The 25,077-nt window shown below is 72.6% G+C and carries 24 protein-coding genes and 1 pseudogene; 6 read left to right on the forward strand and 19 right to left on the reverse strand.

What is annotated here, in order from left to right; translation table 11 throughout:
- Nucleotides 1–12: 12 nt before the first annotated feature.
- The 3 genes from OTB16_RS00725 to OTB16_RS00735 form a co-directional block, all read right to left on the reverse strand.
- A complete protein-coding gene (locus OTB16_RS00725; protein ID WP_267717605.1) occupies nucleotides 13–4,221 on the reverse strand; it encodes an AAA family ATPase in 4,209 nt (1,402 codons plus the stop codon).
- Nucleotides 4,222–4,422: 201 nt separating this feature from the next.
- Entirely contained in the window at nucleotides 4,423–4,641 is a 219-nt protein-coding gene (locus tag OTB16_RS00730; RefSeq protein ID WP_030032603.1) for a hypothetical protein, read from the reverse strand.
- A gap of 349 nt (nucleotides 4,642–4,990) precedes the next feature.
- Nucleotides 4,991–5,272, reverse strand: a complete 282-nt coding sequence (locus OTB16_RS00735; RefSeq protein ID WP_267717607.1) for an acylphosphatase — start codon at nucleotides 5,270–5,272, stop codon at nucleotides 4,991–4,993.
- A 103-nt stretch (nucleotides 5,273–5,375) separates the two neighbouring features.
- Between OTB16_RS00735 and OTB16_RS00740 the strand changes: the two genes are divergently transcribed.
- Nucleotides 5,376–6,404: a CAP domain-containing protein gene (locus OTB16_RS00740; RefSeq protein ID WP_476470149.1), complete on the forward strand. Its 1,029-nt coding sequence runs from the start codon at nucleotides 5,376–5,378 to the stop codon at nucleotides 6,402–6,404.
- A gap of 58 nt (nucleotides 6,405–6,462) precedes the next feature.
- Here the strand turns inward: OTB16_RS00740 and OTB16_RS00745 are convergent, their stop codons facing one another.
- The gene (locus tag OTB16_RS00745) at nucleotides 6,463–7,074 is read right to left on the reverse strand and encodes an NAD(P)H-dependent oxidoreductase (protein ID WP_476470157.1); all 612 of its coding nucleotides are present in this window, start codon (nucleotides 7,072–7,074) and stop codon (nucleotides 6,463–6,465) included.
- A gap of 133 nt (nucleotides 7,075–7,207) precedes the next feature.
- Here OTB16_RS00745 and OTB16_RS00750 point away from each other — a divergent pair, with 133 nt between their 5' ends.
- Nucleotides 7,208–7,615: a winged helix-turn-helix transcriptional regulator gene (locus OTB16_RS00750; protein ID WP_267717610.1), complete on the forward strand. Its 408-nt coding sequence runs from the start codon at nucleotides 7,208–7,210 to the stop codon at nucleotides 7,613–7,615.
- Here the strand turns inward: OTB16_RS00750 and mutM are convergent.
- From mutM to OTB16_RS00795, 9 genes are all read right to left on the reverse strand, one after another.
- Nucleotides 7,588–8,448: a bifunctional DNA-formamidopyrimidine glycosylase/DNA-(apurinic or apyrimidinic site) lyase gene (gene mutM / locus OTB16_RS00755; RefSeq protein ID WP_267717611.1), complete on the reverse strand. Its 861-nt coding sequence runs from the start codon at nucleotides 8,446–8,448 to the stop codon at nucleotides 7,588–7,590. The genes OTB16_RS00750 and mutM overlap by 28 nt on opposite strands.
- 132 nt (nucleotides 8,449–8,580) lie before the next feature.
- A complete protein-coding gene (gene rnc, locus OTB16_RS00760; RefSeq protein WP_267717612.1) occupies nucleotides 8,581–9,435 on the reverse strand; it encodes a ribonuclease III in 855 nt (284 codons plus the stop codon).
- 19 nt (nucleotides 9,436–9,454) lie between these two features.
- Nucleotides 9,455–9,628, reverse strand: a complete 174-nt coding sequence (gene rpmF, locus OTB16_RS00765; RefSeq protein ID WP_003965982.1) for a 50S ribosomal protein L32 — start codon at nucleotides 9,626–9,628, stop codon at nucleotides 9,455–9,457.
- A 2-nt stretch (nucleotides 9,629–9,630) separates the two neighbouring features.
- On the reverse strand, nucleotides 9,631–10,338 hold the full coding sequence (locus tag OTB16_RS00770; protein ID WP_267717628.1) for a YceD family protein: 708 nt from the start codon (nucleotides 10,336–10,338) through the stop codon (nucleotides 9,631–9,633).
- A gap of 69 nt (nucleotides 10,339–10,407) precedes the next feature.
- On the reverse strand, nucleotides 10,408–11,523 hold the full coding sequence (locus OTB16_RS00775) for an ATP synthase F0 subunit B (protein WP_267717629.1): 1,116 nt from the start codon (nucleotides 11,521–11,523) through the stop codon (nucleotides 10,408–10,410).
- 103 nt (nucleotides 11,524–11,626) lie between these two features.
- Complete coding sequence (coaD, locus tag OTB16_RS00780) at nucleotides 11,627–12,106, reverse strand: pantetheine-phosphate adenylyltransferase (protein ID WP_267718360.1); 480 nt, start codon at nucleotides 12,104–12,106, stop codon at nucleotides 11,627–11,629.
- A 29-nt stretch (nucleotides 12,107–12,135) separates the two neighbouring features.
- A complete protein-coding gene (gene rsmD, locus OTB16_RS00785; RefSeq protein WP_267717630.1) occupies nucleotides 12,136–12,714 on the reverse strand; it encodes a 16S rRNA (guanine(966)-N(2))-methyltransferase RsmD in 579 nt (192 codons plus the stop codon).
- A gap of 59 nt (nucleotides 12,715–12,773) precedes the next feature.
- On the reverse strand, nucleotides 12,774–14,978 hold the full coding sequence (gene recG / locus OTB16_RS00790) for an ATP-dependent DNA helicase RecG (protein ID WP_267717631.1): 2,205 nt from the start codon (nucleotides 14,976–14,978) through the stop codon (nucleotides 12,774–12,776).
- A 26-nt stretch (nucleotides 14,979–15,004) separates the two neighbouring features.
- Entirely contained in the window at nucleotides 15,005–16,657 is a 1,653-nt protein-coding gene (locus OTB16_RS00795; RefSeq protein WP_267717632.1) for a DAK2 domain-containing protein, read from the reverse strand.
- Nucleotides 16,658–16,898: 241 nt separating this feature from the next.
- Here OTB16_RS00795 and rpmB point away from each other — a divergent pair, with 241 nt between their 5' ends.
- The gene (gene rpmB / locus OTB16_RS00800; RefSeq protein ID WP_073911113.1) at nucleotides 16,899–17,084 is read left to right on the forward strand and encodes a 50S ribosomal protein L28; all 186 of its coding nucleotides are present in this window, start codon (nucleotides 16,899–16,901) and stop codon (nucleotides 17,082–17,084) included.
- 139 nt (nucleotides 17,085–17,223) lie between these two features.
- Here the strand turns inward: rpmB and thiD are convergent, their stop codons facing one another.
- Entirely contained in the window at nucleotides 17,224–18,021 is a 798-nt protein-coding gene (thiD, locus tag OTB16_RS00805) for a bifunctional hydroxymethylpyrimidine kinase/phosphomethylpyrimidine kinase (protein WP_267717634.1), read from the reverse strand.
- Nucleotides 18,018–19,001: a thiamine-phosphate kinase gene (locus tag OTB16_RS00810; protein WP_267717635.1), complete on the reverse strand. Its 984-nt coding sequence runs from the start codon at nucleotides 18,999–19,001 to the stop codon at nucleotides 18,018–18,020. The genes thiD and OTB16_RS00810 overlap by 4 nt, the downstream gene beginning before the upstream one ends.
- Before the next feature lie 245 nt (nucleotides 19,002–19,246).
- Here OTB16_RS00810 and OTB16_RS00815 point away from each other — a divergent pair, with 245 nt between their 5' ends.
- Both OTB16_RS00815 and OTB16_RS00820 read left to right on the forward strand, forming a co-directional pair.
- Entirely contained in the window at nucleotides 19,247–19,480 is a 234-nt protein-coding gene (locus tag OTB16_RS00815; protein WP_215013032.1) for an Lrp/AsnC family transcriptional regulator, read from the forward strand.
- 23 nt (nucleotides 19,481–19,503) lie between these two features.
- Nucleotides 19,504–19,998, forward strand: coding sequence for a DUF3515 family protein (locus tag OTB16_RS00820; protein ID WP_267717636.1), 495 nt, complete (start codon nucleotides 19,504–19,506; stop codon nucleotides 19,996–19,998).
- A 141-nt stretch (nucleotides 19,999–20,139) separates the two neighbouring features.
- Here the strand turns inward: OTB16_RS00820 and OTB16_RS00825 are convergent, their stop codons facing one another.
- Genes OTB16_RS00825 through OTB16_RS00835 form a run of 3 tightly spaced genes read right to left on the reverse strand, consistent with a single transcriptional unit; the run spans nucleotide 20,140 to nucleotide 23,096 of the window.
- Nucleotides 20,140–21,297, reverse strand: a complete 1,158-nt coding sequence (locus OTB16_RS00825) for a D-alanine--D-alanine ligase family protein (RefSeq protein WP_267717637.1) — start codon at nucleotides 21,295–21,297, stop codon at nucleotides 20,140–20,142.
- A gap of 39 nt (nucleotides 21,298–21,336) precedes the next feature.
- Nucleotides 21,337–22,347 (reverse strand): NAD(P)H-dependent glycerol-3-phosphate dehydrogenase, encoded by a 1,011-nt coding sequence (locus tag OTB16_RS00830; RefSeq protein ID WP_267717638.1) that lies wholly within the window; start codon nucleotides 22,345–22,347, stop codon nucleotides 21,337–21,339.
- Entirely contained in the window at nucleotides 22,344–23,096 is a 753-nt protein-coding gene (locus OTB16_RS00835) for a lysophospholipid acyltransferase family protein (RefSeq protein WP_267717639.1), read from the reverse strand. The genes OTB16_RS00830 and OTB16_RS00835 overlap by 4 nt, the downstream gene beginning before the upstream one ends.
- A 240-nt stretch (nucleotides 23,097–23,336) precedes the next feature.
- On the opposite strand from OTB16_RS00835, the pseudogene cofC reads away from it, so the two are divergent.
- Nucleotides 23,337–23,936 (forward strand): annotated as a pseudogene (cofC, locus tag OTB16_RS00840) (2-phospho-L-lactate guanylyltransferase); the annotation flags it as partial.
- 303 nt (nucleotides 23,937–24,239) lie between these two features.
- On the opposite strand, the gene OTB16_RS00845 reads toward cofC, so the two are convergent.
- The gene (locus OTB16_RS00845; protein WP_267717640.1) at nucleotides 24,240–24,932 is read right to left on the reverse strand and encodes an HU family DNA-binding protein; all 693 of its coding nucleotides are present in this window, start codon (nucleotides 24,930–24,932) and stop codon (nucleotides 24,240–24,242) included.
- Between the last annotated feature and the right edge of the window lie 145 nt (nucleotides 24,933–25,077).

Below are 25,077 nucleotides of genomic sequence, written 5' to 3' on the forward strand. Positions count from 1 at the left end.
TGACTCGTGGCCCTAGCGGAGCCTCTGACTGATCACTTTGGACACTCCATCGCCCTGCATGGAGACGCCGTACAGGGCATCGGCGACCTCCATCGTGCGCTTCTGATGGGTGATGACGATCAGCTGCGAGCTCTCCTGGAGCTCCTCCATGATCCGGATCAGCCGCTGCAGGTTGGTGTCGTCGAGCGCGGCCTCGACCTCGTCCATCACGTAGAACGGACTGGGCCGCGCCTTGAAGATCGAGACCAGCAGCGCCACGGCCGTCAGGGAGCGTTCACCGCCGGAGAGCAGCGAGAGCCGCTTCACCTTCTTGCCCGGCGGCCGGGCCTCGACGTCGACGCCGGTGGTCAGCATGTTGTCGGGGTCGGTGAGGATCAGCCGTCCCTCGCCGCCGGGGAACAGCCGCGAGAACACCCCCTCGAACTGTCGGGCCGTGTCGTGGTAGGCCTCGGTGAAGACCTGCTCGACGCGCCGGTCGACCTCCTTCACGACCTGAAGGAGGTCGGCCCGCGTCTTGCGCAGGTCCTCCAGCTGCTCGCTGAGGAACCGGTGGCGCTCCTCGAGCGCCGCGAACTCCTCCAGCGCGAGCGGGTTGACCTTGCCGAGCTGCTGGTAGGCGCGCTCGGCCGCCCTGAGCCGCTTCTCCTGCACGGCCCGTACGAAGGGGCCCGGCCGGTTGCGGGGGTGCTCCGGGTCGACGGGGAGTTCCTCGCCGTCCGCGGCCGGGGACGGGGGCACGGGCTGGTCGGGTCCGTACTCGGCCATGAGCCCGGCGGCTTCCATGCCGAACTCCTCCAGCGCCCTGGCCTCCACCTGTTCGATGCGCAGCCGCTTCTCCGCGCCGAGCACCTCGCCCCGGTGGACGGAGTCGGTGAGCTTGTCGAGCTCACCCTTCAGTGCGCGCCCGGCGTTCCTGGCGTCGGCGAGCTCCCGCTCGCGCAGGCCCTTGGCGTGCTCGGCGCGGGCCCGCTCCTCCTCGGCCCGGCGCAGCGACACCTCCACGTGCGCGAGCAGCTGCCGGGCGCCGTCGGCCACCGCCCGGGCCACCTCGGCCTCGTACCGCAGCCGGGCGCGGCGGCGCTCGGCCCGGGCCCGGGCCTCCCGTTCCGCGCGGGCCCCCCGGTCGAGTGAATCGGCCCTCCCCGCCAGCCCCTTGACCCGCTCCTCGTGGGTACGGAGCTGGAGGCGGGCCTCCATCTCGGTCTGCCGGGCGTTGGCGCCGTCTGCGGCCAGCCGGTCCCGCCGGGAGGCGTCCGGCTCGTCCTCCACCGGCAGCTCCTCGGCCGTCGCCAGCCGCTGCGCGCACTCCTCCACCTCGAACAGAGCCTGCTCCAGCGCGTCCTGTGCCTTGGCCGCGGCGGTGGCGGTGCGCTCGGCCTCGCCCTCGGCGCCCTTCGCCTGCCCGGCGAGACGCCCGAGCTGCTGCGCGACCCCGGCCCGGGCCCGCTCCCCCGCCCGGCGCCGCTCGGCGAGCTCGTCGGCCAGGGCCGCCGCGTTCCGGCGGCGGGCCCCGGCGGCCTCCTGTGCCGCGCCGAGCTCCCCGCACCGCACGTCCAGTCGGGCCAGCTCCGCCGCCGCCTCGTCGACGGCGGCCTGGACCTCGATCAGGCTGGGCGCTCCGGCCGAGCCGCCGTGCGCGAGGTGCGCCCCCAGTACGTCGCCCCCGACGGTCACGGCCACCGCGTCGGGCCGCTCCGCGACGAGGGCCTCGGCCGCGTCGAGGCCGCCGACCACGAAGCAGTCCCGCAGCACCCAGGCCACCGCCCGCAGCACCGCGCCGTCCCCGCCGACCAGCCCGGCGGCGGGGACGGGGGGTGCGGGAACGGTCCCGTCGACCGCGGCCGGGCCGGGCTGCCCACCGCCGACCGCCCCGGGCGCCGCTGCCCCGGGCGCGCCGGGGACGCTCCCGTGGGCCCCGGCCCGGCTCGCGCCGACGGCCGCGCCGTGAACGGCGGGACCCACGGGTTCCGCAGGCCCGAAGTCCCCCCGCACACCGCCGGCTCCGGCACCCTGCGGCTCGGGGTCCGCGTCCCGGGCGGGGGCCGGGTGGGGGAACGCTCCCCCGGCGGCGTCGCCGCCCGCCCGACCGGGAAACCCTGCCCCGGCGGCCCCGGCGGCGCCCAGCGACCCGGCGAACCCGGCGAACCCACCCGCCGGGCCCGGGCTCGAGGCCAGGGCCGGGGCCGAAGCCGGGCCCGGGGCCGAAGCCGAAGCCGAGACCGGGGCCGAGACCGGGGCCGAAGCCGAGACCGGGGCCCGGCCCGGGCCCGAGGCTTGGGCCTGAGCCGGACCCGAGGCCTGGGCCTGAGCCGGACCCGGAACAGGAACCGGGGCCTGGCCCGGTGCCGGAACCTGGCCCGAGGCCGGGGCCTGGCCCGAGGCCGGGGCCTGGCCCGAGGCCGGGGCCTGGCCCGAGGCCCGAACCTGACCCGAGGCCCGGTCCGAGGCCCGGTCCGAGGCCCGGTCCGGGACCTGGCCCGGTTCCGCCGCCCGTCCCGCCCCCGGCGGCACCGGTGTGATCAGCAGCGTGGCCCGGCCCCCGTCCCCGTCCCGGAGGTGCCGGATGGCCGCGGCCGCCGCCCGCGGCGAGGCCACCGCCACCGCGTCCGCCGCCGCACCCAGCGCCGCCGCCACCGCCACCTCGTACCCCGGGGTCACCGTCAGCCGCTCCGCGGCCGGTCCCAGCAGCCCGGCCAGCCGTTCGCGCGCCGCCAGCAGTGCCTCCGTACCGTCCTTGCGGCGCAGCCCGAGCGCGAGGGCGTCCCGCCGCGCCGACACGGCCGCGCGCGAGCGCTCCGCCGCCGTCACGGCGTCCCGGGCCGCGGTCAGCCCTGCCTCCGCGGCCGCCAGGTCGGCGCGCGCCGCCTCGTACTCCTCCTCCACCGCCGGGTCGTCGAGGCCGCCGACCTCCTCGGCCAGCGCCTCGTACTCCTCCCGGGCCGCCACCGCCCGGGTCCGCGCCTCGTCCCGCGCGGCGACCAGCCGGTCGATCTCGGACTGCGCCGCCCCCGCCCGGGAGCGGGCCGCGCCGAGCCTGCCGGTCAGCCTGGCCAGCGCCTCGCGCCGGTCGGCGATGGCCCGGGCCGCGTCCCGCAGGCGCCGTTCCTCCTCGGCAAGGGCCCGTTCCAGCTCCGCCCGGTGCTCGGCGGTGTCCTCCAGCGCGCGCGAGGCCGCCTCCAGAGCGGCCGTCAGCTCGGCCTCCTGCTCGCGGACCCGCGCGGCTTCCCGCTCCATGTCCTCGGGGTCGCGGCCGTGCCGCTCCTCCTCCGCCGGCGCCGTCGCGCTCTTGACCCGTGCGTCCGCCAGGGACGCCGTTCCCCGTACCCGCTCGGCGAGCTGCGACAGCTCGTACCAGGTCTGCCGGGCCCGCGTGAGCCGGGGCGCCAGCTCCCGTACGGCTGCCTCCAGCTCCGCCTCGCGCCGCAGGGCGCCCGCGAGCCGGCCCTCCGCCGTCTCCTTGCGCTCCTTCAGAGCGGCCTCGTCCGCGATCTCGGCGTCGAGCGCCCTCCGCAGCGACGACAGGTCGTCGGCGAGCAGCCGCAGCCGCGCGTCCCGCAGGTCCGCCTGGATGACGGCCGCCCGCCGGGCCACCGCCGCCTGCCGTCCCAGCGGCTTCAGCTGCCGCCGCAGCTCGTCGCCGAGGTCCTGGACGCGCGCGAGGTTGGCCCGCATCGCGTCCAGCTTCCGCAGCGCCTTCTCCTTGCGCTTGCGGTGCTTCAGTACGCCGGCCGCCTCCTCGATGAAGGCGCGGCGGCCCATGGGGTCGGCGTGCAGGACGGAGTCCAGCTGCCCCTGGCCGACGATGACGTGCATCTCGCGGCCGATGCCGGAGTCGGAGAGCAGCTCCTGGATGTCGAGCAGGCGGCACGTGTCACCGTTGATCTGGTACTCACTGCTGCCGCCGCGGAACATGATCCGGGTGATGGTGACTTCGGCGTACTCGATGGGCAGCACGCCGTCGGAGTTGTCGATCGTCAGCGACACCTCGGCGCGCCCGAGCGGCGGACGCCCGGTGGTTCCGGCGAAGATGACGTCTTCCATCTTCCCGCCGCGCAGGGATTTGGCGCCTTGTTCGCCCATGACCCAGGAGAGCGCGTCGACCACGTTGGACTTGCCCGAGCCGTTCGGACCCACGACGCAGGTGATGCCGGGTTCGAAGCGCAAGGTGGTGGCGGAAGCAAAGGATTTGAAGCCACGCAGGGTCAGGGACTTGAGGTGCACGCCGCCGGACTCTACCTTTCGCGTTCGGTTTCGCCCGTGAAAGTGCGGGGCACGACCGACGTCAAAGGCAGCAGCCCCCCGCCTGGCCCCACGCCGTGTCGGCGGGGCGTCCAGGCGTCCGGGCGTCCAAGAAAGAAGGGACGCCGAAGCGTCCCTTGCAGATCAAGCGGGGCTGGATTCCAGCGACGTAGGGAGCGCGAATCAGGTGAGCGCAGGCTCCGCCTGCGGTACGTCGATATCGATGCTGTCCAGCAGCGAGTCTCCGTCGTGCTGAGCGGCGGCCGCGTTCAGCGCGTCATTTTCGGACTGAATCCGTACGAGCTCGGACTCGAGGTCCTGGACGCGCTGCTGAAGCCGTCGCATCTCGGCGAGGAGTCGCGGATCGGAACCGCCGACGTAACCGAGAAGCGCCTTTGCCATGATGGATGGTCCTCCACACTGAGTGACCGACCGAAGCGGTGTGGGTCGTGAGGGAATCGCACCCGCGGATGTCCGGCAGCGACTGACAGTCACTGCGCTTACTAATGCCAACACTGCCAAACAGCTCAGGTGCGCGGGGCTTCCAGCGTCTCACCAAAAAGTTTGACGGTCAACACGATCACGCCCCGTATCGGCGGGCGACCCGGCCCCCGCAAGGGGCGTGGAGATCATCCTCGCTTCCGAGCTTTCCATGCATCGCGCCCGTCGGCAACGCGTCGGCGAAGAATGCGCAGTTCCGACCGGGTGCGGACCGCACATGCATGTGATCAGTACATGATCAGTCGATCGATCACCGGATGGCGAAGCCGTCATATCCGCCGCGCGGTGTGCCCCAGATCTCCGTCACTCCGTCCACCCGGCCGGGCGTGTCGGCGGAACGCAGCCATTCCAGCAGCCGGTGGCAATTCTCACGTTGACCTTCGGCCACGACCTGTACCCGCCCGTCGTCGAGGTTGAGCGCGAAGCCGACCACCCCTCCGACCTCCAGGGCATTGGCCCTGGTGAACCAGCGGAAGCCCACTCCCTGTACGCGGCCGCGCACCCAGACGGTCAGGCGGACATCTTCATTCATGCGTGAACGCTAACCGGGCGGCCACTTTCGGGGCACATCACCCCCCTGGCCCCATGCCGTACAGTCGCGCAGCAATGAACTCACCCATTTGGGTGAGTAAAGGATGATCTTGAGCTTCGAGGAAGGCACGACGCCGATGGGACGCCACCGACTCAATGCCGCTCCGCGCCGCGACGGCAGGCGCGCAACGGCCCTGCGCGCCGGCCTGCTGGGCATCTCCGTCGCCGTCGCCCTCGGCACCGCGGCCGTCACCACGGGGATGGTGCCCGTCGGCGGCTCCTTCCCCTATGTAGGGGTCGGCGCCGCGGACTCCCCCGGCGGGGCGGAGGCAGGCCCCGCGCCCTCCCCGACCCCCAAGAGCGCGCTCGACCAGCAGGGCGGCCTCGCCAACCTGTCCGGCCGGACCCCTTCGGGCGCCGCCGCCACGAGCCCGCCCGGCAGCCCGTCCGCCCCGGCCCCCTCGAACTCCTCGGCCCCGTCGGCGTCGCCCAGCCCCTCCGCGTCCGCCTCCGCGCCGCCCTCCGCGACGCCCTCCGCCCCGGAGGAGCCTCCGAGCCCCTCGGCCACGCCTGCCCCGTCCACCGAGGCTCCGCGGAAGACCGCCGCCCCGGCCCCGGTGAAGCCGGCCCCCGCGAAGCCGGACCCGCCGAAGCCGGCCCCCGCGAAGCCTCCCGTCCCGGCGCCGGACCCGCCGAAGCCGGTCCCCCCGAAGCCTTCCGTCCCGGCGCCGACGGCCCCCGCCCCCGGGGACGGGCACTCCGCCGAGGAGACGGCCGTGGTGGCCCTGGTGAACCAGGCGCGCGCGCAGGCCGGGTGCGGCCCGGTCCGGGCCAACCCGCCGCTCGCCGCGCTGGCCGGGGCCTTCAGCAAGGACATGGCGGTCCGCGGCTTCTTCGGCCACACCGACCCCGACGGCAACACCCCGTGGGACCGCGCCTCCAAGGCCGGCCTCTCCGGCCTCGGCGGCGAGAACATCGCGCGCGGCCAGGGTGACGCCGCCTCCGTGATGAACTCCTGGATGAACAGCCCGGGCCACAAGGCGAACATCCTCAACTGCGAGTTCCGCACCCTGGGCGTCGGCGCCCACTTCTCCGCCGGCGGTCCCTGGTGGACCCAGGACTTCGGCTTCTGAGACGCGTACGGACGGTCAGGCAGTCCGGGGCGGTGCCCATGCGCTCCCGGAGCGGTGCTCAGGCGGTGACGAGCACCGCGTCGGCCAGGACCGCGCGGCCCGCGACGACGACGCGCGCGTGCTCGGCGACGCGGCGGCCCAGGTGCTCGGCCGTGGCGATGTCGGCCTGGTGAACGCCTTCCGGACCCACGTCGGAGTTGGTCTGGGCAGCCGCGCCGGAGAAGAAGCCCAGGCGGTTGAGGTCGTTCTCGGAGCCGGCGGTGGAGTTCCAGCCCGGCTTCAGGCCCAGGTTGACCCAGCTCATGGCGTGCTGGGCGGCCAGCGTCTGGAAGTACTGGAGGGTGTGCAGCTTGTCGCCGCTCTTGGAGCCGGAGTTCGTGAAGCCCGCGGCGACCTTGTCCTGCCAGACGTCGCCGAACCAGCGCTTCGAGGTCGCCTCCGCGAAGACGTGGAAGGCACCGGAGGCCGTCCCCATGTAGGTCGGCGATCCGAAGACGATCGCGTCGGACGCGTCGAGCAGCTCCCACTGGGCGTCGTCGATCGTGTCCACCTTGATCAGGTGCACGGTGGCCCCGGCCTCGAGGGCTCCGCTGCGGACGGCCTCGGCGACGACGGCGGTGTGGCCGTATCCGGAGTGGTAGGCGATCGAGACGACGGGGGCGTGCGTGATGGCGGACAAAGCGGTCTCCCTCGGACAAGTCTTCGCCGCCTCACGAGGTGCGGGGCGACGAGGAAAAGAGAAGCACTTACTTTTTGAAAGCGCAATCTGAGAGTTAGCGCTGCATAGAGGTACGCTTAGCGGCATGGAGACACCAGCCGGCTGTCCGGAAGCCCTCGAGTCAGAACTCCCGTTCGACGTGTTCGCGCGCGCGTGCCCGTCCCGGGAAACCCTGGAGCACGTCACCGGACGCTGGGGCAGCCTCACGGTGGGAGCACTGCGCGAGGGCCCCTGCCGCTTCAACGAGCTGCGCCGGCGCGTGGAGGGCGTGAGCGAGAAGATGCTCTCGCAGACGCTGCACGCGCTGGAGCGCGACGGCATCGTCAACCGTGAGGCACAGCCGACGAACCCGCCCCGCGTCGACTACGAGCTGACCCCGCTCGGCGCGGAGGTCGCGGACCGGCTGCTCGCCCTCATCCACTTCCTGGAGGGGAGCATGGCAGACGTGCTGGCCTCCCGGCGGACCTACGACGCGGCGCGACCCGGCCTCTGACAGCGCGGGCAGAAGTAGCTCGACCGGTTCATCCAAGGCCGGCGGCGCATCGGGGTGCCGCAGCGGCGGCAGGGTTCGTCCTCGCGGCCGTAGGCGTCGAGCGAACGGTCGAAGTAGCCCGACTCCCCGTTCACGTTGACGTACAGGCTGTCGAAGCTGGTCCCGCCCACGTCGAGGGCCGCGTTCATGACGTCCCGGACATGGCCGAGGAGTTCCGCGCTCCGGGGGCGCGTGAGGGTGTCGGTGGGGCGCTCGTAGTGCAGCCTGGCGCGCCACAGCGCCTCGTCCGCGTAGATGTTGCCGACCCCGCTGATCAGCGACTGGTCCAGCAGTGCCCGCTTCAGGGTGGTCCGCCTGGCACGCAGGGCCAGGTGGTAGAGGCCCTCGTCGAACAGCGGGTCCAGCGGGTCCCGGGCGATGTGCGCGATGACGTCCGGCAGCCCGTCGGGCGTGTTCTCGTGCAGGGAGAGCCCGCCGAAGGTCCGCTGGTCGACGAAGCGCAGCTCGGTGCCGAGGTCGTCCGCGAACCGCACGCGGACCCGCAGGTGCTTCTCGTCGGGGGACTCCCGCGGCTGTACGAGCAGCTGCCCGCTCATCCCGAGGTGCCCGAGCACGGACAGCTCCCGCCCCTCCAGGGGCAGCCACAGGTACTTCCCGCGCCGCTGCGGCACCCCTACGGTCTGGCCGCCGAGCCGAGCCGCGAAGTCGGCCCCGCCGCCGGGGTGGCGGCGTACCGCGCGCGGGTGGAGGACCTCGACGGACTCCACGGTCCGCCCCGCGACCCAGCGCTCCAGCCCCCGCCGCACGACTTCGACTTCGGGCAGCTCGGGCACGGGTTCTCCTCGGGGGGACGCGCCGGTCCGGGCGCGGGGTCCGAGCCTACCGGCCCCGTCCAGGGCCCCCGGAACGGGTCCGCCCCGCCACCTGCGGGCAGGTGGCGGGGCGGGGAGATCCCGAAGGAAGGGTCAGGCGTCGGGCGTCGGGCCGGCGGGCATCGGCGCCCCGCCTTCCCCGGCCCCGGCGTCGGCCGGAGCCGCCGCCGTTGCCACAGGAGCCGGTGCGGTCGCGGTGGTTGCCCCGCTCCGCTCGTCCGCCTTGGCGCGAATGCCGCGCCAGGCAGACTCGGCAGCCTGCTGCTCTGCTTCCTTCTTGCTGCGGCCGGTGCCGGTGCCGTACGAGACACCACCGACGCGAGCGGCAGCGGTGAAGGTCTTCTCGTGGTCCGGGCCGGTCTCAGAGACCAGGTATTCCGGTACGCCAAGACCTTCGGACGCCGTGAGTTCCTGGAGACTGGTTTTCCAGTCCAGGCCGGCACCGAGGTTCGAGGACCTGTCGATGAGCGGGTCGAAGAGCCGGTGAACCAGCTCCGAGGCCGCGTCGAGGCCCTGGTCGAGGTAGACGGCGCCGATCACCGCTTCAAGGGTGTCGGCGAGGATGGATGCCTTGTCCCGGCCACCCGTGCCCTCTTCGCCGCGGCCGAGCCGGACGAAGGAACCGAGATCGAGGCCACGCCCGACCTCCGCCAGTGCGCGCGAGTTGACCACCGCGGCCCGAAGTTTGGCCAGCTGGCCTTCGGGGAGATCCGGGTGGGTCGTGTACAGCGTGTCCGTGACCACCAGGCCGAGCACGGAGTCCCCGAGGAACTCCAGCCGCTCGTTGGTGGGCAGACCGCCGTTCTCGTACGCGTACGAGCGGTGGGTCAGTGCACGCACCAGAAGGGCGGTCTCGAGTTGGTACCCGAGCCGCCCTTCCAGAAGCGTGTGGGACGAGGCCGCGTTCTTACTGTCTGCCTGCTTCTCAGCGTTGGACAGCTCAGACATTGCGCCTCTCACCAGCCGCTCAGACCTCGAGGACCTGGCGCTTGTTGTAGGTGCCGCAGCTCGGGCACGCAATGTGCTGGAGCTTCGGCTCCTGGCAACGCTCACACGAAACCAGAGTGGGGACCGCAGCCTTCCACTGCGACCGGCGGTGGCGCGTGTTGCTGCGCGACATCTTCCGCTTCGGAACAGCCACGGCTACTTCTCCTGCTTCTCGGCGGCGCCCTGAACTCCGTCAGAGGCAGTGCCGCTCATGTTGTCCTTCTCGACGCCCTGATCGGTGACGAGTCCCTGCAGTGCCGCCCAACGGATGTCGACGGCGTCATGGTGGTGGTCCGGGTCGTCGTTCAGGCTGAGCCCGCAATCGGGGCACAGTCCGAGACAGTCCTCCCGGCACACCGGCTGCAGCGGCAGTGCGAGCACCACCACATCGCGCAGCACGGGTTCGAGGTCGAACAAGCCGTCCTCGAGAAAGAGCGTGTCCTCGTCGTCCTCGGCGTCGTCGGCCGGCTCCGCCTTGGAGCGGGTCCGGTCGTCGGCGTCAGGGTACGAGAACATTTCCTGGAAGTCCGCCTTGAGCTCGCGCTCGACGGACTCCAGACACCTTACGCACTCCCCTACGGCCGATGCACGGGCGGTGCCTGTGACAAGCACCCCTTCCATGACAGCCTCGAGGCGGAGCTTGAGCTTGAGCGGGGCACCTTCCGGCACTCCGATGACCCCGGCGAGACCGAGGTCCGCCGGTGCCGCGATCTCCCGGAACAGCTTCTGCATGGCACCAGGACGCCGACCCAGCTCGTGCGTGTCGAACACGAGGGGGTTGCGGTGGTCGAGGCGGGTATTCAGGGCTGTTCCTGCTTTCACGGATTGCTCAAGATCAAAGGTTCCGCCACTTACGGGCAGCATGGATCGCGGTGCATACGCGCGACCGAAGAGCCAGGATACCCGCCGGTGAGCTCTGAGCCCAATCCGGTGCTAGCGCCCCTGTTCGTACTGGCGCAGCTGGTCCAGGTTGATCATGCTCGTGTCGAAGAGGCTGGTCTCGTCGAGCGCGGGCTGCTGCTGGGCCTGCTGCGGCTGCTGGTGCTGCTGCGGCTGCTGGTGCTGCTGCTGGTAGGCCGCGTAGGGGTCGTGCTGCTGCTGCGCGTCGTAGTGGCCCGCGTACGGCGTGCCCGCGGAGCCGGCGCCGGAGTACGGGTCGGGCTGCTGCTGGTAGCCGCCGTACGGGTCCTGGTAGCCGTACGCGTCCTGGTGCCCGGTGTCCGGCTGGGCCGGGTACTGCGCGGCGTAGGCGTCGTAGACGGGCTCCGGCTGCTGCGCCTGGGCGGGGATCAGCGGCCGCGCCGGCGCGGCGGCCCGCTCCGGTTCCGCGAGGCCCGCCAGGAAGTCCGCGTCGCTCGACGAGCGGGACTGCTGGGAGCCCGCCGCGTCCTGGGCTGCCATGTGCGCGCCGAGGTCGTCCGTGGGCATCCGGCCCAGCAGCTTCTGGCGGCCCTTGCCCACCGCGTCGAGGGTCTTGGAGAGCACCGCCTCGAAGGTGGCCAGCTTGGTGTCCACGTACGCGTCGGCCTGCCGGCGCTGCGTCTCGGGGTCGTGGCTGCGCTCGGGCGCCTCGGAGTCGGGGTAGCCCTGCTCGTCCAGGCCCGGTCCGCGGCCCAGCAGCTTCTCGCGGCCGCGGTCCACCGAACCGATGGTCTTGGTGAGGACGACCTCGAAGTTGGCGAGCTTGCTGTCCACGTAGTCGTCGGCCTCGGCCCGGATCTCCTCCGCCTCCCGGCGGGCGTCCTCCAGGATCCGGTCCGCCTCGGCCTGGGAGCGCCGCGCGACTTCGGTGTCGGAGATCAGCGAACCGCGCTGACTGTGCGCGGACTCGATGATCCGGTCCGCCTCTCGGCGGGCCTCCTCGACCATCTGCTCCCGGTCTCCGATGAGTTCACGGGCCTGCGCGAGGGAGCCGGGGAGCGCGGCGCGGACCTCTTCGAGCTGGGCGAGCAGTTCGGCACGGTTGATCACGCAGGAGGCCGACATCGGCATGGAGCGGGCGCCGCCGACGGCCGCGACGATCTCGTCGAGCTTCTTCTGCACGTCCATGGGGACTCGCACTCTCTCGGCCTCGGGCGGTTCCCGAGTCGGACGCAACGACTGTAAGGCCGACGGGCGGGCCCCCGACACCGGCTGACGGCCCGGCGGACGGTCAGCGGTCGCGCAGCCGTTCCAGCAGGGCGGCGTGCACGTGCGCGGGCAGCAGGTGGGCCACGTCGCCGCCCCAGGTCGCGACCTCCTTGACCAGCGAGGACGACAGGAAGCTGTAGGTGGGGTTGGTCGGGACGAAGAGCGTCTCGACGCCGGAGAGCCCCATGTTCATCTGGGCCATCTGGAGTTCGTAGTCGAAGTCGCTGACGGCGCGCAGGCCCTTGACGATGGCCGGGATGTCCCGCTGCTTGCAGAAGTCGACGAGCAGGCCGTGGAAGGACTCGACCTCGATGTTCCCGTAGTCGGCGGTCGCCTCGCGGATCAGCTCGATCCGCTCCTCGACGGTGAACAGGCCCTGCTTCGACTGGTTGATCATCACGGCGACGTGGACCACGTCGTAGAGCCGGGAGGCCCGTCCGATGATGTCGAGGTGTCCGTTGGTGATGGGGTCGAACGACCCCGGACAGACGGCGCGGCGCAACTGAAGTCCCTCGCTCTCCGGTACGGACATCATGAATCTTCGCTGGTGAAGGCGGCGCGACCGTACCAAAGGGTGCCCTCGCCGTACTTCCGCGACCGGAGCGGCTCGAAGCCGTCGGGCCACGGGAACGCGCCGCTCCTCGTGCTGCGCTCCACGGTGACGAGCGCGTCGCCGGTGAGCCAGCCCTGGGACCGGAGTGTGAGGAGGATCTCCCGGAGATCGTCGTGGCCGACGGCGTACGGGGGGTCCAGGAAGACGAGGTCGTACGGGTCCCCGCCGGCGACGGCCGCGACGATCTGCTCGGCCCTGCCCGCCCGGAACTCGGCGCCCGGCAGGCCCAGCGACGTGATGTTGTCCCGGATGGCCTTGGCGGCCTTGGCGTCGGGCTCGACCAGCAGGGCGTGCTTGGCGCCGCGGGACAGCGCCTCCAGGCCCACGGCGCCGGAGCCCGCGTACAGGTCGAGCACCCGGGACCCCTCGATGCCGTGCAGTGACTCCCAGGTGGAGAAGAGGCCTTCCCGCATCCGGTCCGAGGTCGGGCGGGTGCCGGTGCCCGGGGGCACGGCCAGCCGTCGCCCGCCGGCGCTGCCGGCGATCACGCGGGTCATCTGGGGTCCTTCGTACGGCGGTCGCAGGGGTACTGGGCTCCAACGATAGGTCGTACCGGTCAGCCCTTCTCCAGGTACTGCTCCCGCTCGGTGTCCAGCAGGGCGTCCAGGGCGGTGCGCAGACCCGGCAGGCCCTCCAGCTCGGGGTCGTCGGCGACGACCCGGGTGGCCTCCTCCCTGGCCTCGGCGATGACCTCCTCGTCCTCGATGACGGCGAGCATCCGCAGCGAGGAGCGCACCCCGGACTGGGCCTGGCCCAGGACGTCGCCCTCGCGGCGCTGTTCCAGGTCGATCCGGGAGAGTTCGAAGCCGTCGAGGGTGGCGGCGACGGCGGCGAGCCGGGCCCGGGCGGGGCTGGCCTCGTGCATCTCGCTGACCAGCAGGCACAGGCCCGGGGCGGAGCCGCGGCCGACGCGGCCGCGGAGCTGGTGGAGCTGGGAGACGCCGAACCGGTCGGCGTCCATGATCACCATGACGGTGGAGTTCGGGACGTTCACCCCGACCTCGATGACGGTGGTGGCGACCAGCACCTTGACCTCGCCGGCGGCGAAGCGCCGCATGACGTCGTCCTTGTCGGCCGGGTCCATCCTCCCGTGGAGCACCTCGACCCGGATCCCCGCGAGCGGGCCGCGCGTGAGCTGCTCGGCGATCTCCAGGACGGCGAGCGGGGGACGCTTGTCCCCGTCGGCCTCGGCGGCCGCCTTCTTCTTCTTGGAGCCGGCGGTCTCGTCGTCGTCCCCGATGCGCGGGCAGACGACGTACGCCTGGTGGCCGTTCTCCACCTCCTCGCGGACCCGCTCCCAGGCGCGGGCCAGGAAGTGCGGCTTGTCCTGGGCGGGCACCACGTGGGTCACGATGGGCGAGCGCCCGGCGGGCAGCTGGTCGAGGACGGAGGTTTCCAGGTCGCCGAAGACGGTCATGGCGACCGTGCGCGGGATCGGGGTCGCGGTCATCACCAGCAGGTGCGGGGGCTGCTTGCCCTTGGAGCGCAGCGCGTCGCGCTGCTCCACGCCGAAGCGGTGCTGTTCGTCGACGACGACCAGGCCGAGGTCATGGAACTGCACCTTGTCCTCGATCAGGGCGTGCGTGCCGATGACGATCCCGGCCTCCCCGGTGACCAGGTCGAGCAGGGCCCGGCGGCGGGCCGGCACTCCCATCGAACCGGTGAGCAGCACGACCTTCGTGCCGCGGTCGGAGCCGCCGAGCATGCCGCCCTCGGCCAGCTCGCCCATCATCTCGGTGATCGACCGGTGGTGCTGCTGGGCGAGCACCTCGGTGGGCGCGAGCATCGCGGCCTGCCCCCCGGAGTCGACGACGGCGAGCATCGCGCGCAGGGCCACCATCGTCTTGCCCGAGCCCACTTCGCCCTGGAGGAGGCGGTGCATGGGGTGGCTGGTGGCCAGGTCGTCGAAGATCTCCGCGGAGACCTTCAGCTGGCCGGCGGTGAGGGTGAAGGGGAGCTTGGCGTCGAAGGAGTCCAGCAGCCCGCCGGGGGTGGGGCGGCGGGGCACGGCGGGGAGCTGGGAGTCCGCGTGGCGGCGGCGGGCCAGGGCGACTTGGAGGACGAAGGCCTCGTCCCACTTCAGGCGCTGGCGGGCGTCCTCGATGTCGGCCTTGGTGGCCGGCCGGTGGACCTTGAGCAGGGCCTCGGTGAGCGGGACCAGTCCGCGGCCCTCGCGCAGGGCGGGCGGCAGCGGGTCCACGGTCTCCTGGACGGCGGGCAGGACCGCGTCCACGCACTTGGTGATCTTCCAGGATTCCAGCTTGGCGCAGGCCGGGTAGATCGGGATGAGCCGGCTCGCGAACGCACTGGCCGCGTCCTCGTCGGAGGCGTCGGCGCTCAGCAGCTCGTAGGCGGGGTGGGCGAGCTGGAGCTTGCGGTTGAACATGCCGACCTTGCCCGCGAACATGGCGCGGGTGCCGGGCAGCAGGTCCTTGTGCGGCTTGTGGACCCCGGCGCCGAAGAAGACGAGCTGGAGCCGGCCGCTGCCGTCGGTGATGGTCACCTCCAGGCGTCTGCCGCGGCCGCCGTTGAAGGCCAGGATCCGGGCGTCGGCGACCTGGGCGACCACGGTCACGTGCTCGTCGAGCTGGTCGGCGAGCTCGGCCAGCGGGGTCAGCTCGCCCCGCTCCGCATACCGCCGCGGGTAGTGGTGGAGCAGGTCCAGGGCCGTGTGCAGGCCGAGCTGCTCGGCCAGCACCTTCGCGGTGGCGGGGCCGAGCGTCTTCTTGAGGTCTTCGTCGAGCGCGGGCACGTGTTCCATTGCACACCATGCCGCTGACAAGGCGGCTATTCGACCCCGATGAGGAGCGGCGCCGAGTGCCGCCCGCCCCGGTAGGTGACGGTGTCCACGGCCAGGTGCCCGTGCTGGACGTACGCCTCCAGGCGCTCGGCGAGCGCGTCCGGCACCTCCGGGCCGAGGACCAGGGTGACCAGTTCGCCGCCGGAGCCGAGCATCCGCTCCAGGACCGCCTCGGCGGTCTCGGCCAGGCTCGCGCCGATGACCGCCACGTCACCGTCGATGAGGCCGAGCACGTCGCCGGCCTGGCAGATCCCGGCGGAGGTGAAGGACTGCCGTTCGGCGATCGCCAGCTCCGCGTAGCGGGTGGCGCCGGCCGCCGCCGTCATGGCGACCACGTCCTCGTCGAAGCTGCCGTCGGGGTCGTGCACGGCGAGCGCGGCCAGCCCCTGGACGGCGGAGCGGGTGGGGATGACGGCCACGCGTACGCCGTCCGCCCGGGCCTGCTCGGCCGCCGCGACGGCGACGGCCCGCAGTTCGGCGCCGCCCGGCAGCAGCACCACCTCGCGGGCGTGCGCGCGGCGGATGGCGCCGAGCAGCTCGGCCGCCGCCGGGACCTCCCCGGGGCGGGCGAGGACGGCGGTCGCGCCCGCCTCCCCGCACAGTCCCGCGAGCCCCTCCCCCGGGACGACGGCGACCACGGCCCGCTGGGCGCGCTCGCCGCGGGCCCGGCGCATCTCGTCGCCGAAGTGGGTGATCCGGATCCGGTACGGCCGCCCGGCGACGACCCCGGCCTCCACGGCCGCGCCGGGGTCGTCGACGTGCACGTGGACGTTCCACAGGCCATCGCCGCCGACCACCACGAGGGAGTCGCCGAGCCCGTCGAGCCGGGCGCGCAGGTCCGCGACCGCCGGCTCCGGGGCCTCCAGCAGGTAGATCACCTCGTACGCCGGCCCGTCCTGCCCGCTCGCGCAGGGCTCCGCGGGGCGGGGTACGGGCACGGCCCGCCCGCGCACCGGTTCGGCGGCGGGCTCCTGCCCCGACAGCGCCTGCCACAGGGCCCCGAGTACGGCGACCACGCCGCAGCCCCCGGCGTCGACCACCCCGGCGCGGCCGAGGACGGCCAGCTGCCCCGGGGTCTCGGCCAGGGCGACGCGGGCCCCGTCGTAGGCGGCGCGGGCCACGTCCGCGGCGGTCCCGGCGGCGGCTCCGGCGGCCTCGCCGGCCCGGGCCGCGGCGGTGGCCACGGTGAGCATGGTGCCCTCGACCGGGTGCGCGACGGCCGCGTACGCCGATTCCGCGGCGCGGGTCAGCGCCTGGGCCAGCACCGCCCCGGGGCCCCGGGCGCCGGGCTCGTCCCCGAGCACGTCGGCGACCCCGCGCAGCAGCTGCGCCAGGATCGTCCCGGAGTTGCCCCGGGCGCCGATGAGCGCTCCGTGCGCGTAGGCCCGTACGGCCTGGGCGAGGGAGGTCTGCGGTGTGCCCTCGGTCACCTTGCCGAAGGCCTCGTCGAGGGCGCGGTCGGCCGATTCGGCGGTCAGGTAGAGGTTGGTTCCGGTGTCCGCGTCGGCGACGGGGTAGACGTTGATCGCGTCGATGTCCTCGCGGGCCCGGCCCAGTGCGGCCACGGCCAGCGAGCTCCACGTGCGCACCGCTCCGGCGTCGAGCTCGTCACGGGGCTGCGGCTGGGGCTCGTGCGGCACCGGGCGTTCCTCCTTGTGCGGGCCAGGGTTCACCGCAGGGTAACGAAGGACCGCCGGGGCGTCCGGACCTCGGGGCGGGGGCGGCGGCGGCCATGGTAGTTTTCTTGGACCGGTGCAGGCGTTGTATGCTGCTCCGGTTGCCCGATGAGAGTCGGGCCATTCCCCCGGCAAGCCACTTCAGATCTCTGGATCCGGTGCGCCGGTTTCACTGTAATTGCACCTGAAGTCTTTGGAGTGACCTGTGGCTGCCAACTGCGACGTTTGCGCCAAGGGGCCGAGCTTCGGCAACAGCATCTCCCACTCGCACCGCCGTACCTCGCGTCGCTGGAACCCGAACATCCAGCGCGTGCGTGCCGTGGTCAATGGGACGCCGAAGCGCCTCAACGCCTGCACCTCGTGCATCAAGGCCGGCAAGGTCTCGCGCTGACGCCTCCCGTCGTAGCGCAGCCCTTTCCGGTTGCCAAGAAGGCCGGTTCACCTCTGGTGAACCGGCCTTTTGCCTTTCCCGGATCCCGTGGATGCCCCGGGTCCCATGGACGCCACCGGGCCGGTGGGCCCGGTGGGGCTCAGCGCCACCGCCAGGCGTGGTCCACCGGGCCGATGCCCGCGCCGAGCGCGAAGCCGGCGGCGATGGCTCCAGTCACGTACGCCTTGGCCTCGGTGACCGCCTCCGGGACCGCCAAGCCCTTGGCCAGGCCCGCCGCGACGGCGCTGGCGAGGGTGCAGCCCGTGCCGTGGGTGTGCCGGTTGTCGTAGCGGGGGGCCCGCAGCCAGTGCTCCTCGGTGCCGTCGCTGAGCAGGTCCACCGCCTCGTCCGCGTTCGCGAGGTGCCCGCCCTTGATGAGCGCCCAGCGCGGCCCGTAGCCGAGGACCGCGTCGGCGGCCCGGCGCATGTCGTCCTCGGTCTCCACCAGCAGGCCCGTGAGCTGCGCCACCTCGTCCAGGTTGGGCGTGGCCACGGTGGCCCGCGGCAGCAGCTCCCCGCGTACGGCGTCCAGCGCCGAGGCGGCGAGCAGCGCGTCCCCGTGCTTGGAGACGCCGACCGGGTCGACGACGGCCGGCGCCGGGGTCTCGGCCAGCAGCGCGGCCACGGTCTCCACCAGCACGGCCGAGGAGAGCATGCCGGTCTTGACGGCCCGTACCCCGATGTCGTCCACGACGGCCCGGTACTGGGCCGTCACGGCCTCGGCGGGGAGCTCCCAGGCTCCGCGTACCCCGAGGGAGTTCTGCGCGGTCACGGCGGTCACCACGCTCATGCCGTGGACGCCGAGCGCGAACATGGTCTTGAGGTCGGCCTGGATGCCCGCGCCGCCGCCGGAGTCGGATCCGGCGACGGTCAGGCACAGGGGCGGCGCCGTGCTCACAGCGGGCCGTCCTCGGCGGCCGGGTCGGCGCCGAAGTGGTCCCAGCCGCCGGTGCTGGTCCAGGGAGCGCCGTCGACGGTCACCTGGGGCAGCGCGGAGCGGTTGAGCACGCCGCCGATGACCTTCCAGCGGGCCGGCAGCTTCACGTCGGGCGGGAAGGTCGCCACGATCGCGTGGTCCTCCCCACCGGTGAGGACCCACTGGAGCGGGTCGACGCCGACGGCCTGGCCGATGTCGTGCATCTGGCTGGGGATGTCGACGGCCGCGGAGCGCAGGTCGATCCGTACCTTGCTGGCCTCGGCGATGTGCCCGAGGTCGGCGATCAGGCCGTCGCTGACGTCGGTCATGGCGGTGGCGCCGAGCCCGGCGGCCGCGGGGCCCGCGTGGTACGGCGGCTCCGGGCGCCGGTGCGCCTCGACGAACGCCCGCGGCGAGCGGAAGCCGCGCGAGAGGACCGCGAAGCCGGCCGCGGACCAGCCGAGCCAGCCGGTGACGGCGACGACGTCGCCGGGCTGGGCGCCGGAACGCAGCACGGGCTCGTGGTTGCGCAGGTCGCCGAGGGCGGTGATCGCGACGGTGATGGTGTCGCCGCGGACCACGTCCCCGCCGACCACGGCGGCGCCGGCGACCTGGCACTCGTCCCGGATGCCGTCCATCAGCTCGGTGGGCCAGGTGACCGGCAGCTCGGCCGGGACGACCAAGCCGAGGAGCAGCGCGGTCGGCACCGCGCCCATCGCGGCGATGTCGGCGAGGTTCTGCGCGGCGGCCTTGCGGCCGACGTCGTAGGCCGTGGACCAGTCGCGCCGGAAGTGCCTGCCCTCCAGCAGGATGTCGGTGCTCGCCACGACCCGCCGGTCGGGGGCCGACACCACCGCGGCGTCGTCGCCCGGCCCGAGCCGGACGGCCGGGGTGGTGGTGAGCCGTGAGGTGAGTTCCCTGATGAGCCCGAACTCCCCCAGCTCGCCCACAGTGCCCTTCATCGCTGTGCCCCTTCTTGCCCAGTCCGCTTGCGGTCGCGAGCCGTCACAGCTCTGGGTACCGTCAACAGATACGTCAACTTCTGCTCTCCGTACGCCCCGCCGTGCGCGGCGCCGGGCTCGCGGGTCTCCCCGCGGCCCTCGGCGACGCGGTACCGTGGCGTCCCTTCTTCCCCCAGCCCCTTCGCTCGTGTGGGGCCCACCCGAAGGTTAGGGGAAATGATCCTCGTGGCCGCCCTGGAGGTTCCGTGGTACAGGCGTACATCCTCATCCAGACCGAAGTGGGCAAGGCGTCGTTCGTCGCCGAGTCCATCGGCCAGATCCCGGGGGTGATCCAGGCCGAGGACGTGACGGGTCCGTACGACGTGATCGTGCGCGCCCAGGCCGACACCGTGGACGACCTCGGTCGCTTGGTCGTCGCCAAGGTCCAGCAGGTGGAGGGGATCACCCGCACCTTGACCTGCCCGGTGGTCCATCTGTAGCCCCCGTCTACTCTTGGCCGGTGATGTCCCTCCACCACCGGCCCCTCCGTGTCCTGGCCCTGCCCGCCGCGCTGTCCGTACTGGCCCTCGCGGCCTGTTCACCGGGCGGTTCCCAGGCCCGGGTGGATCCGCCCGCCACGCCGCCCGCCGACGTCGCGGGGTTCTGTGCAGCGCTGCACGAGGAACTCCCCGAAACGGTGGCCGGCCTGGCGCGGACCACCACCGAACCGGCATCGGATCTGACGGCCTCGTGGGGCGGCTCGGCGATCGTACTGCGGTGCGGGATCCCCAAGCCCCACGAGATGGCCGATCCGGCACAGGAGGGCGTCCACGTGAACGACGTGGCCTGGCTGCTGGAGAAGCTCCCCGACGGCGGCGGCTTCCGGTTCACCACCGGGGGCCGGCTCGCGTACGCGCAGGTGCGGGTCGACCAGCGGCACGCGCAGGACGCCGGGATGCTGGTCGGTCTGTCCGACGTGATCGCCAGGACCGTGCCCGAGGGCGTCTCGTCCTACTGAACCGCCCCCGGCTCCGTGACTCCCCGAGCACCCCGGAAGGCGCGTCCGCGCGGCTCCGGACCCCGCCCGTGCACGCCGCCGCCCGCCGGCCCTCGCCCCTCAGGGCGGGCCGGCGGGCGGTCTGCTGTTCCGGAGCGCCTGTCAGCGCAGGCCGGTGGAGCGGCGCAGGGCCGCCTGGATCAGGCGGTCCACCAGCTCCTGGTACTCGATGCCCGACTCCTGCCACATCCGCGGGTACATGGAGATCGGGGTGAAGCCCGGCATCGTGTTGATCTCGTTGATGACGAACTCGCCGTCCTCGGTGAGGAAGAAGTCGGCGCGCACGAGGCCCTCGCAGGACGCGGCCTCGAAGGCCTCGATCGCGAGCCGCTGCACCTCGGCGGTCTGCTCCGGGGTCAGCGGGGCGGGCACGATCCCGGAGGCGGAGTCGATGTACTTCGCCTCGAAGTCGTAGAAGTCGTGGCTGGAGACCGGCGGGATCTCGGCGGGCGCGCTCGCGCGCGGCCCGTCCTCGAACTCCAGGACGCCGCACTCGATCTCGCGGCCGCGCAGCAGCGCCTCCACGATGACCTTCGGGTCGTGGCGGCGGGCCTCGTGGATCGCGGCGTCCAGTGCGTCGGCGTCGTCGACCTTGGTGATGCCGATCGAGGATCCGGCCCGCGCGGGCTTCACGAACAGGGGCCAGCCGTGCTCGCCGGCGAAGTCCAGGACCTTGGCGCGCGCCGCGTCCCGGTCGGCTTCCCACTCGCGCGGGCGGATCGTCACGTACGGGCCGACGCTCAGCCCGAAGGACGTGAACACCCGCTTCATGTAGTCCTTGTCCTGGCCGACGGCCGAGGCGAGGACGCCGGAACCGACGTACGGGATGCCGGAGAGCTCCAGCAGGCCCTGGAGGGTGCCGTCCTCGCCGTACGGGCCGTGCAGCACGGGGAAGACGACGTCGACCTCGCCCAGTGCCTTGGGCACGGCGCCCGGTTCGGTGTAGACGACCTCGCGGTTGGCCGGGTCGACCGAGAGCACGACGGCGCCGTCCTCGGAGTCGGCCAGTTCGGCGACGTTCGGGAGCCGGCGGTCGGCGATGGCCATCCGCTCGGGCTCGTCGGCGGTCAGCGCCCACCGGCCGTCGGTGGTGATGCCGATGGGCAGCACCTCGTACTTGGAACGGTCGATGGAGCGCAGCACCGCGCCCGCCGTGACGACCGAGATGGCGTGTTCCGAGCTGCGGCCGCCGAACACGACGGCCACGCGGGGCTTGCGGCCCTGCTGCTCAGGGGTCTGGGGGAGGTTCTCGCTGCTCATATCGCCACGAGGGTACCCGCTCAGACGTCCGGAACGGAGTCAGCGCCGTTCCGGTTTGGCGCTGCGCCCCATCAGTTCCTTGAGCGCGACCAGGGTCGGCTTGCCGTGGTGGACGATGTCGACGACGGTGTCCGTGATCGGCATGTCGACGCCGTGGCGCCGGGCCAGATCGGCCACCGACTGGCAGGACTTGACTCCCTCGGCGGTCTGCCGGGTGACCGCGATGGTCTCCTCCAGGGTCATCCCGCGGCCGAGGTTGGTGCCGAAGGTGTGGTTGCGGGAGAGCGGCGAGGAGCAGGTGGCGACGAGGTCGCCGAGGCCCGCGAGGCCGGAGAAGGTGAGCGGGTCCGCGCCCATCGCCACCCCCAGCCGGGTCGCTTCGGCGAGTCCGCGGGTGATGAGTGAGCCCTTGGTGTTGTCGCCGAGGCCCATGCCGTCCGCGATGCCGACGGCGAGGCCGATGACGTTCTTGACGGCGCCGCCGAGTTCGCAGCCGAGGACGTCGGTGCTGGTGTACGGGCGGAAGTACGGGGTGTGGCAGGCGGCCTGGAGGCGCTGGGCCACGGCCTCGTCCACGCAGGCGACGACGGAGGCGGCGGGCTGCCGGGCGGCGATCTCGCGGGCCAGGTTGGGACCGGTGACGACGGCGATCCGGTCGGCGGGGACCTTGGCGATCTCCTCGATGACCTCGCTCATCCGCTTGGCGGTGCCGAGTTCGACGCCCTTCATGAGGGAGACGAGCACCGTGTCGGGGGCGAGCAGCGGGGCCCAGGAGGCGAGGTTGCCGCGCAGGGTCTGGGAGGGGACGGCGAGGACGGTGAAGTCGGCGCCCGCCGCGGCCTCGGCCGGGTCGGTGGTGGCGCGGAGGTTCTCCGGGAGCGCGACGCCGGGGAGATAGTCCGGGTTGGTGCGGCCGGTGTTGACGGCGTCGACCAGCTCCTGGCGGCGGCCCCACAGGGTCACCTCGCAGCCGGCGTCGGCGAGCACCATGCCGAAGGCGGTGCCCCAGGAGCCGGTTCCGTAGACGGCTGCCTTCACGGGACGTGTCACTTCTTGCCCTCCCCTGCGGCTTTGCGCCGCTGTTGTGCCCTGGCCTTGCGGTGGTCGTACGGCTGCGCGGGCGCGCTCTCGCCCCGCACCTCCTCCAGAAGGACCGTGATGGCCGCCATGACGACCTCGGTGGCCTCCTTGAGGACCTCCGGGGTCGGTTCCCTGTCGTAGAAGGCGGAGAGGTCCACCGGCGGCCCCGCGAGCACCTGGAGGGTCTTGCGCGGGAAGAGGCGGACCCTGTGCTCCTTCGCGTACGGCGGCATCGCGAGGTTCGCACCCCACTGGGCCACCGGAATGACGGGGGCCCTTGTGATCAGCGCCACGCGCGCGGCGCCCGTCTTGCCGGCCATCGGCCACATCTCCGGGTCGCGGGTGAGGGTGCCCTCCGGGTAAAAGGCCACGCATTCGCCGTGGTCGATCGCGTCCACCGCGGCCCGGAATGCGTCCAGGGCGTTGGTGCTCTCGCGGTAGACCGGGATCTGTCCGGAACCGCGAAGGATCGTGCCGACAATAGGGACCCTGAAGAGGCCCGCCTTGGCGAGCAATCGGGGCACGCGCCCGGTGTTGTACTGGAAGTGAGCGTAGGAGAGCGGGTCCAGATACGAGTTGTGATTGACGGCGGTGATAAATCCACCCTCGGCCGGAATGTGCTCCATTCCCCGCCAGTCCCGCTTGAAGAGCACTACCAGCGGCGGTTTCGCGATGACCGCGGCCAGGCGGTACCAGAAGCCGATTCTGCGGCGGGACACTCGGACACCTTCCTCTAGGACCGGTGCGCGGCTCGGGCCACCTCGTCGGCCGGACAAGTGTCGCCCCGGGCCCGGTCTCTGTCGAGAACACCGTACGCCCCGCTCACGCCACCGGTCCCCCGGGTCGCCCGGGGAGGGCGACAATGAGCCGAGACGTGACCGGGCCATGACCTGACCATGGCATAAGCCGGTGCGGGAGCACGCGCGGGGAAGGGAGCGGCCACGAACGCCGTCTGGAGTCTGGTGGTCCCGCTGAAGCCCCTCGCGGTGGCCAAGAGCCGCCTCGCGGTGGCCGTCGGAGCATCGCGTCCGGGGCTGGCCCTGGCCTTCGCCCAGGACACCGTGGCCGGGGCACTGGCCTGCGCCGCGGTCGCGGATGTGGTGGTCGTCACGGACGACCGCGCGGCCGGCGGGGAACTGTCCCGGCTGGGGGCCCGGATCGTCGCGGACGTCCCCGCCTCCGGGCTCAACGCGGCACTGGCCCACGGGGCGCGGGCGGCGCGTACGGCCCGGCCGGGAGCGGCGGTGGCCGCGATGAACGCCGATCTCCCGGCACTGCGGCCCACCGAATTGCTACGCGTGCTCGATAATGCTTCGGCATTTCCCCGGGCATTTCTGGCGGATGCCGCCGGAATCGGGACGACCTTGCTTTCCGCTGCGCCGTACGTGGAATTGGCACCCTCGTTCGGCGGCCCGTCCCGGGCCCGGCATTCGGCCTCGGGGGCGGTGGAAATCGCGTTGTCGGGGGTCGACAGCGTGCGCCGGGACGTGGACACCGGCGCCGATCTGCGGGCGGCACTGGTCCTCGGGGTGGGCCGGCACACGGCCCGATACAGTGCCGGTATGCAGGCGACCGCGTACACGTACGACTCCCAGACCCGCAGCGGCAGCGTGCTGCTGGACGACGGCACTCCGGTGTCCTTCGACTCGCCTGCGTTCGACGCGGGCGGCCTGCGGCTGCTGCGGCCCGGGCAGCGGGTCCGGATCGAGACGGACGGCGAAGGCGTGGGCCTGCGGATTACCCTGGTCACGCTACAGACCTTCTGACCTGCGCTTTCGCCTGTTCGACGGTGGCGTCCGGACAGCACCGCGGGCCGGCCTCCCCCTCGGGGGAAGCCGGCCCGGCGTGTGTGACTCGTGCCCCTACTTCTTGCGGGCGGTGGTCTTCTTCGCGGTGGCCTTGCGCGTCGCCGTCTTCTTGGCGGGCGCCTTCGTCGCTGCGGTGGCCTTTTTGGCGGCCGGAGCGGTGTTCTTCGCGGTGGCGGTGGTCTTCTTCGCCGCCGGGGTGGCCTTCTTGGCGGTGGCCGAGGCCTTCTTCGCCGTGGCCGTCGCCTTCTTCGCGGTGGCCGTGCTCTTCACCGCCGTCTTCTTGGCGGTCGCGGAGGCGGCCCTCTTGGTGGTGGTGGCCGTGGTCTTCTTCGCGACCGCGGTCTTCGCCGTCGCCTTCTTGGCGGTGGTGGCCTTCTTCGCGGCGGCCTTCTTGACCGTCGCGGAGGCGGCACCGGTCAGGCTGCCCTTCGGCGCCTTCTTCACGGACACCTCGCCGCCCTTGGGCAGCTTCTTGGTACCGCTGACCAGGTCCTTGAAGCCCTGGCCCGCACGGAAGCGGGGCACTGAGGTCTTCTTGACCCGGACGCGCTCTCCGGTCTGCGGGTTGCGGGCGTAACGGGCCGGGCGGTCGACCTTCTCGAACGAGCCGAAGCCCGTGACCGAGACCCGGTCGCCTCCGACGGTAGCCCGGACGATCGCGTCCAGTACCGCGTCGACAGCGTCCGCGGCCTGCTGACGGCCGCCCAGCTTGTCGGCAATCGCTTCTACGAGCTGCGCCTTGTTCAACGTCTTCCCCTTCGGAGACTTCGCCAGAACGAATGTGTTCAAGCTTATTTCGCACGTTAGGCGGATATATACCGCAAATCAAACACGAAACGGGCTAATCACCCTAGTGCCGCAACGCTGTAGGCCGTTACGGAGTTCCTTCGCA

Origin of the sequence: Streptomyces antarcticus (assembly GCF_026627255.1) — a bacterium.
Classification (GTDB): Bacteria; Actinomycetota; Actinomycetes; order Streptomycetales; family Streptomycetaceae; genus Streptomyces; species Streptomyces antarcticus.

Bases quoted from the DNA above. Each gene is read 5' to 3' on its own strand.
- OTB16_RS00730 (WP_030032603.1), bottom strand. From the start codon at position 4,641: ATGGCAAAGGCGCTTCTCGGTTACGTCGGCGGTTCCGATCCGCGACTC.
- OTB16_RS00810 (WP_267717635.1), bottom strand. From the start codon at position 19,001: ATGAAGGGCACTGTGGGCGAGCTGGGGGAGTTCGGGCTCATCAGGGAA.
- OTB16_RS00820 (WP_267717636.1), top strand. From the start codon at position 19,504: ATGTCCCTCCACCACCGGCCCCTCCGTGTCCTGGCCCTGCCCGCCGCG.
- OTB16_RS00775 (WP_267717629.1), bottom strand. From the start codon at position 11,523: ATGGACGTGCAGAAGAAGCTCGACGAGATCGTCGCGGCCGTCGGCGGC.
- rnc (WP_267717612.1), bottom strand. From the start codon at position 9,435: ATGTCTGAGCTGTCCAACGCTGAGAAGCAGGCAGACAGTAAGAACGCG.
- OTB16_RS00750 (WP_267717610.1), top strand. From the start codon at position 7,208: ATGGAGACACCAGCCGGCTGTCCGGAAGCCCTCGAGTCAGAACTCCCG.
- OTB16_RS00735 (WP_267717607.1), bottom strand. From the start codon at position 5,272: ATGAATGAAGATGTCCGCCTGACCGTCTGGGTGCGCGGCCGCGTACAG.
- recG (WP_267717631.1), bottom strand. From the start codon at position 14,978: ATGGAACACGTGCCCGCGCTCGACGAAGACCTCAAGAAGACGCTCGGC.
- OTB16_RS00825 (WP_267717637.1), bottom strand. From the start codon at position 21,297: ATGAGCAGCGAGAACCTCCCCCAGACCCCTGAGCAGCAGGGCCGCAAG.
- rsmD (WP_267717630.1), bottom strand. From the start codon at position 12,714: ATGACCCGCGTGATCGCCGGCAGCGCCGGCGGGCGACGGCTGGCCGTG.
- OTB16_RS00770 (WP_267717628.1), bottom strand. From the start codon at position 10,338: ATGCTGCCCGTAAGTGGCGGAACCTTTGATCTTGAGCAATCCGTGAAA.
- OTB16_RS00740 (WP_476470149.1), top strand. From the start codon at position 5,376: ATGATCTTGAGCTTCGAGGAAGGCACGACGCCGATGGGACGCCACCGA.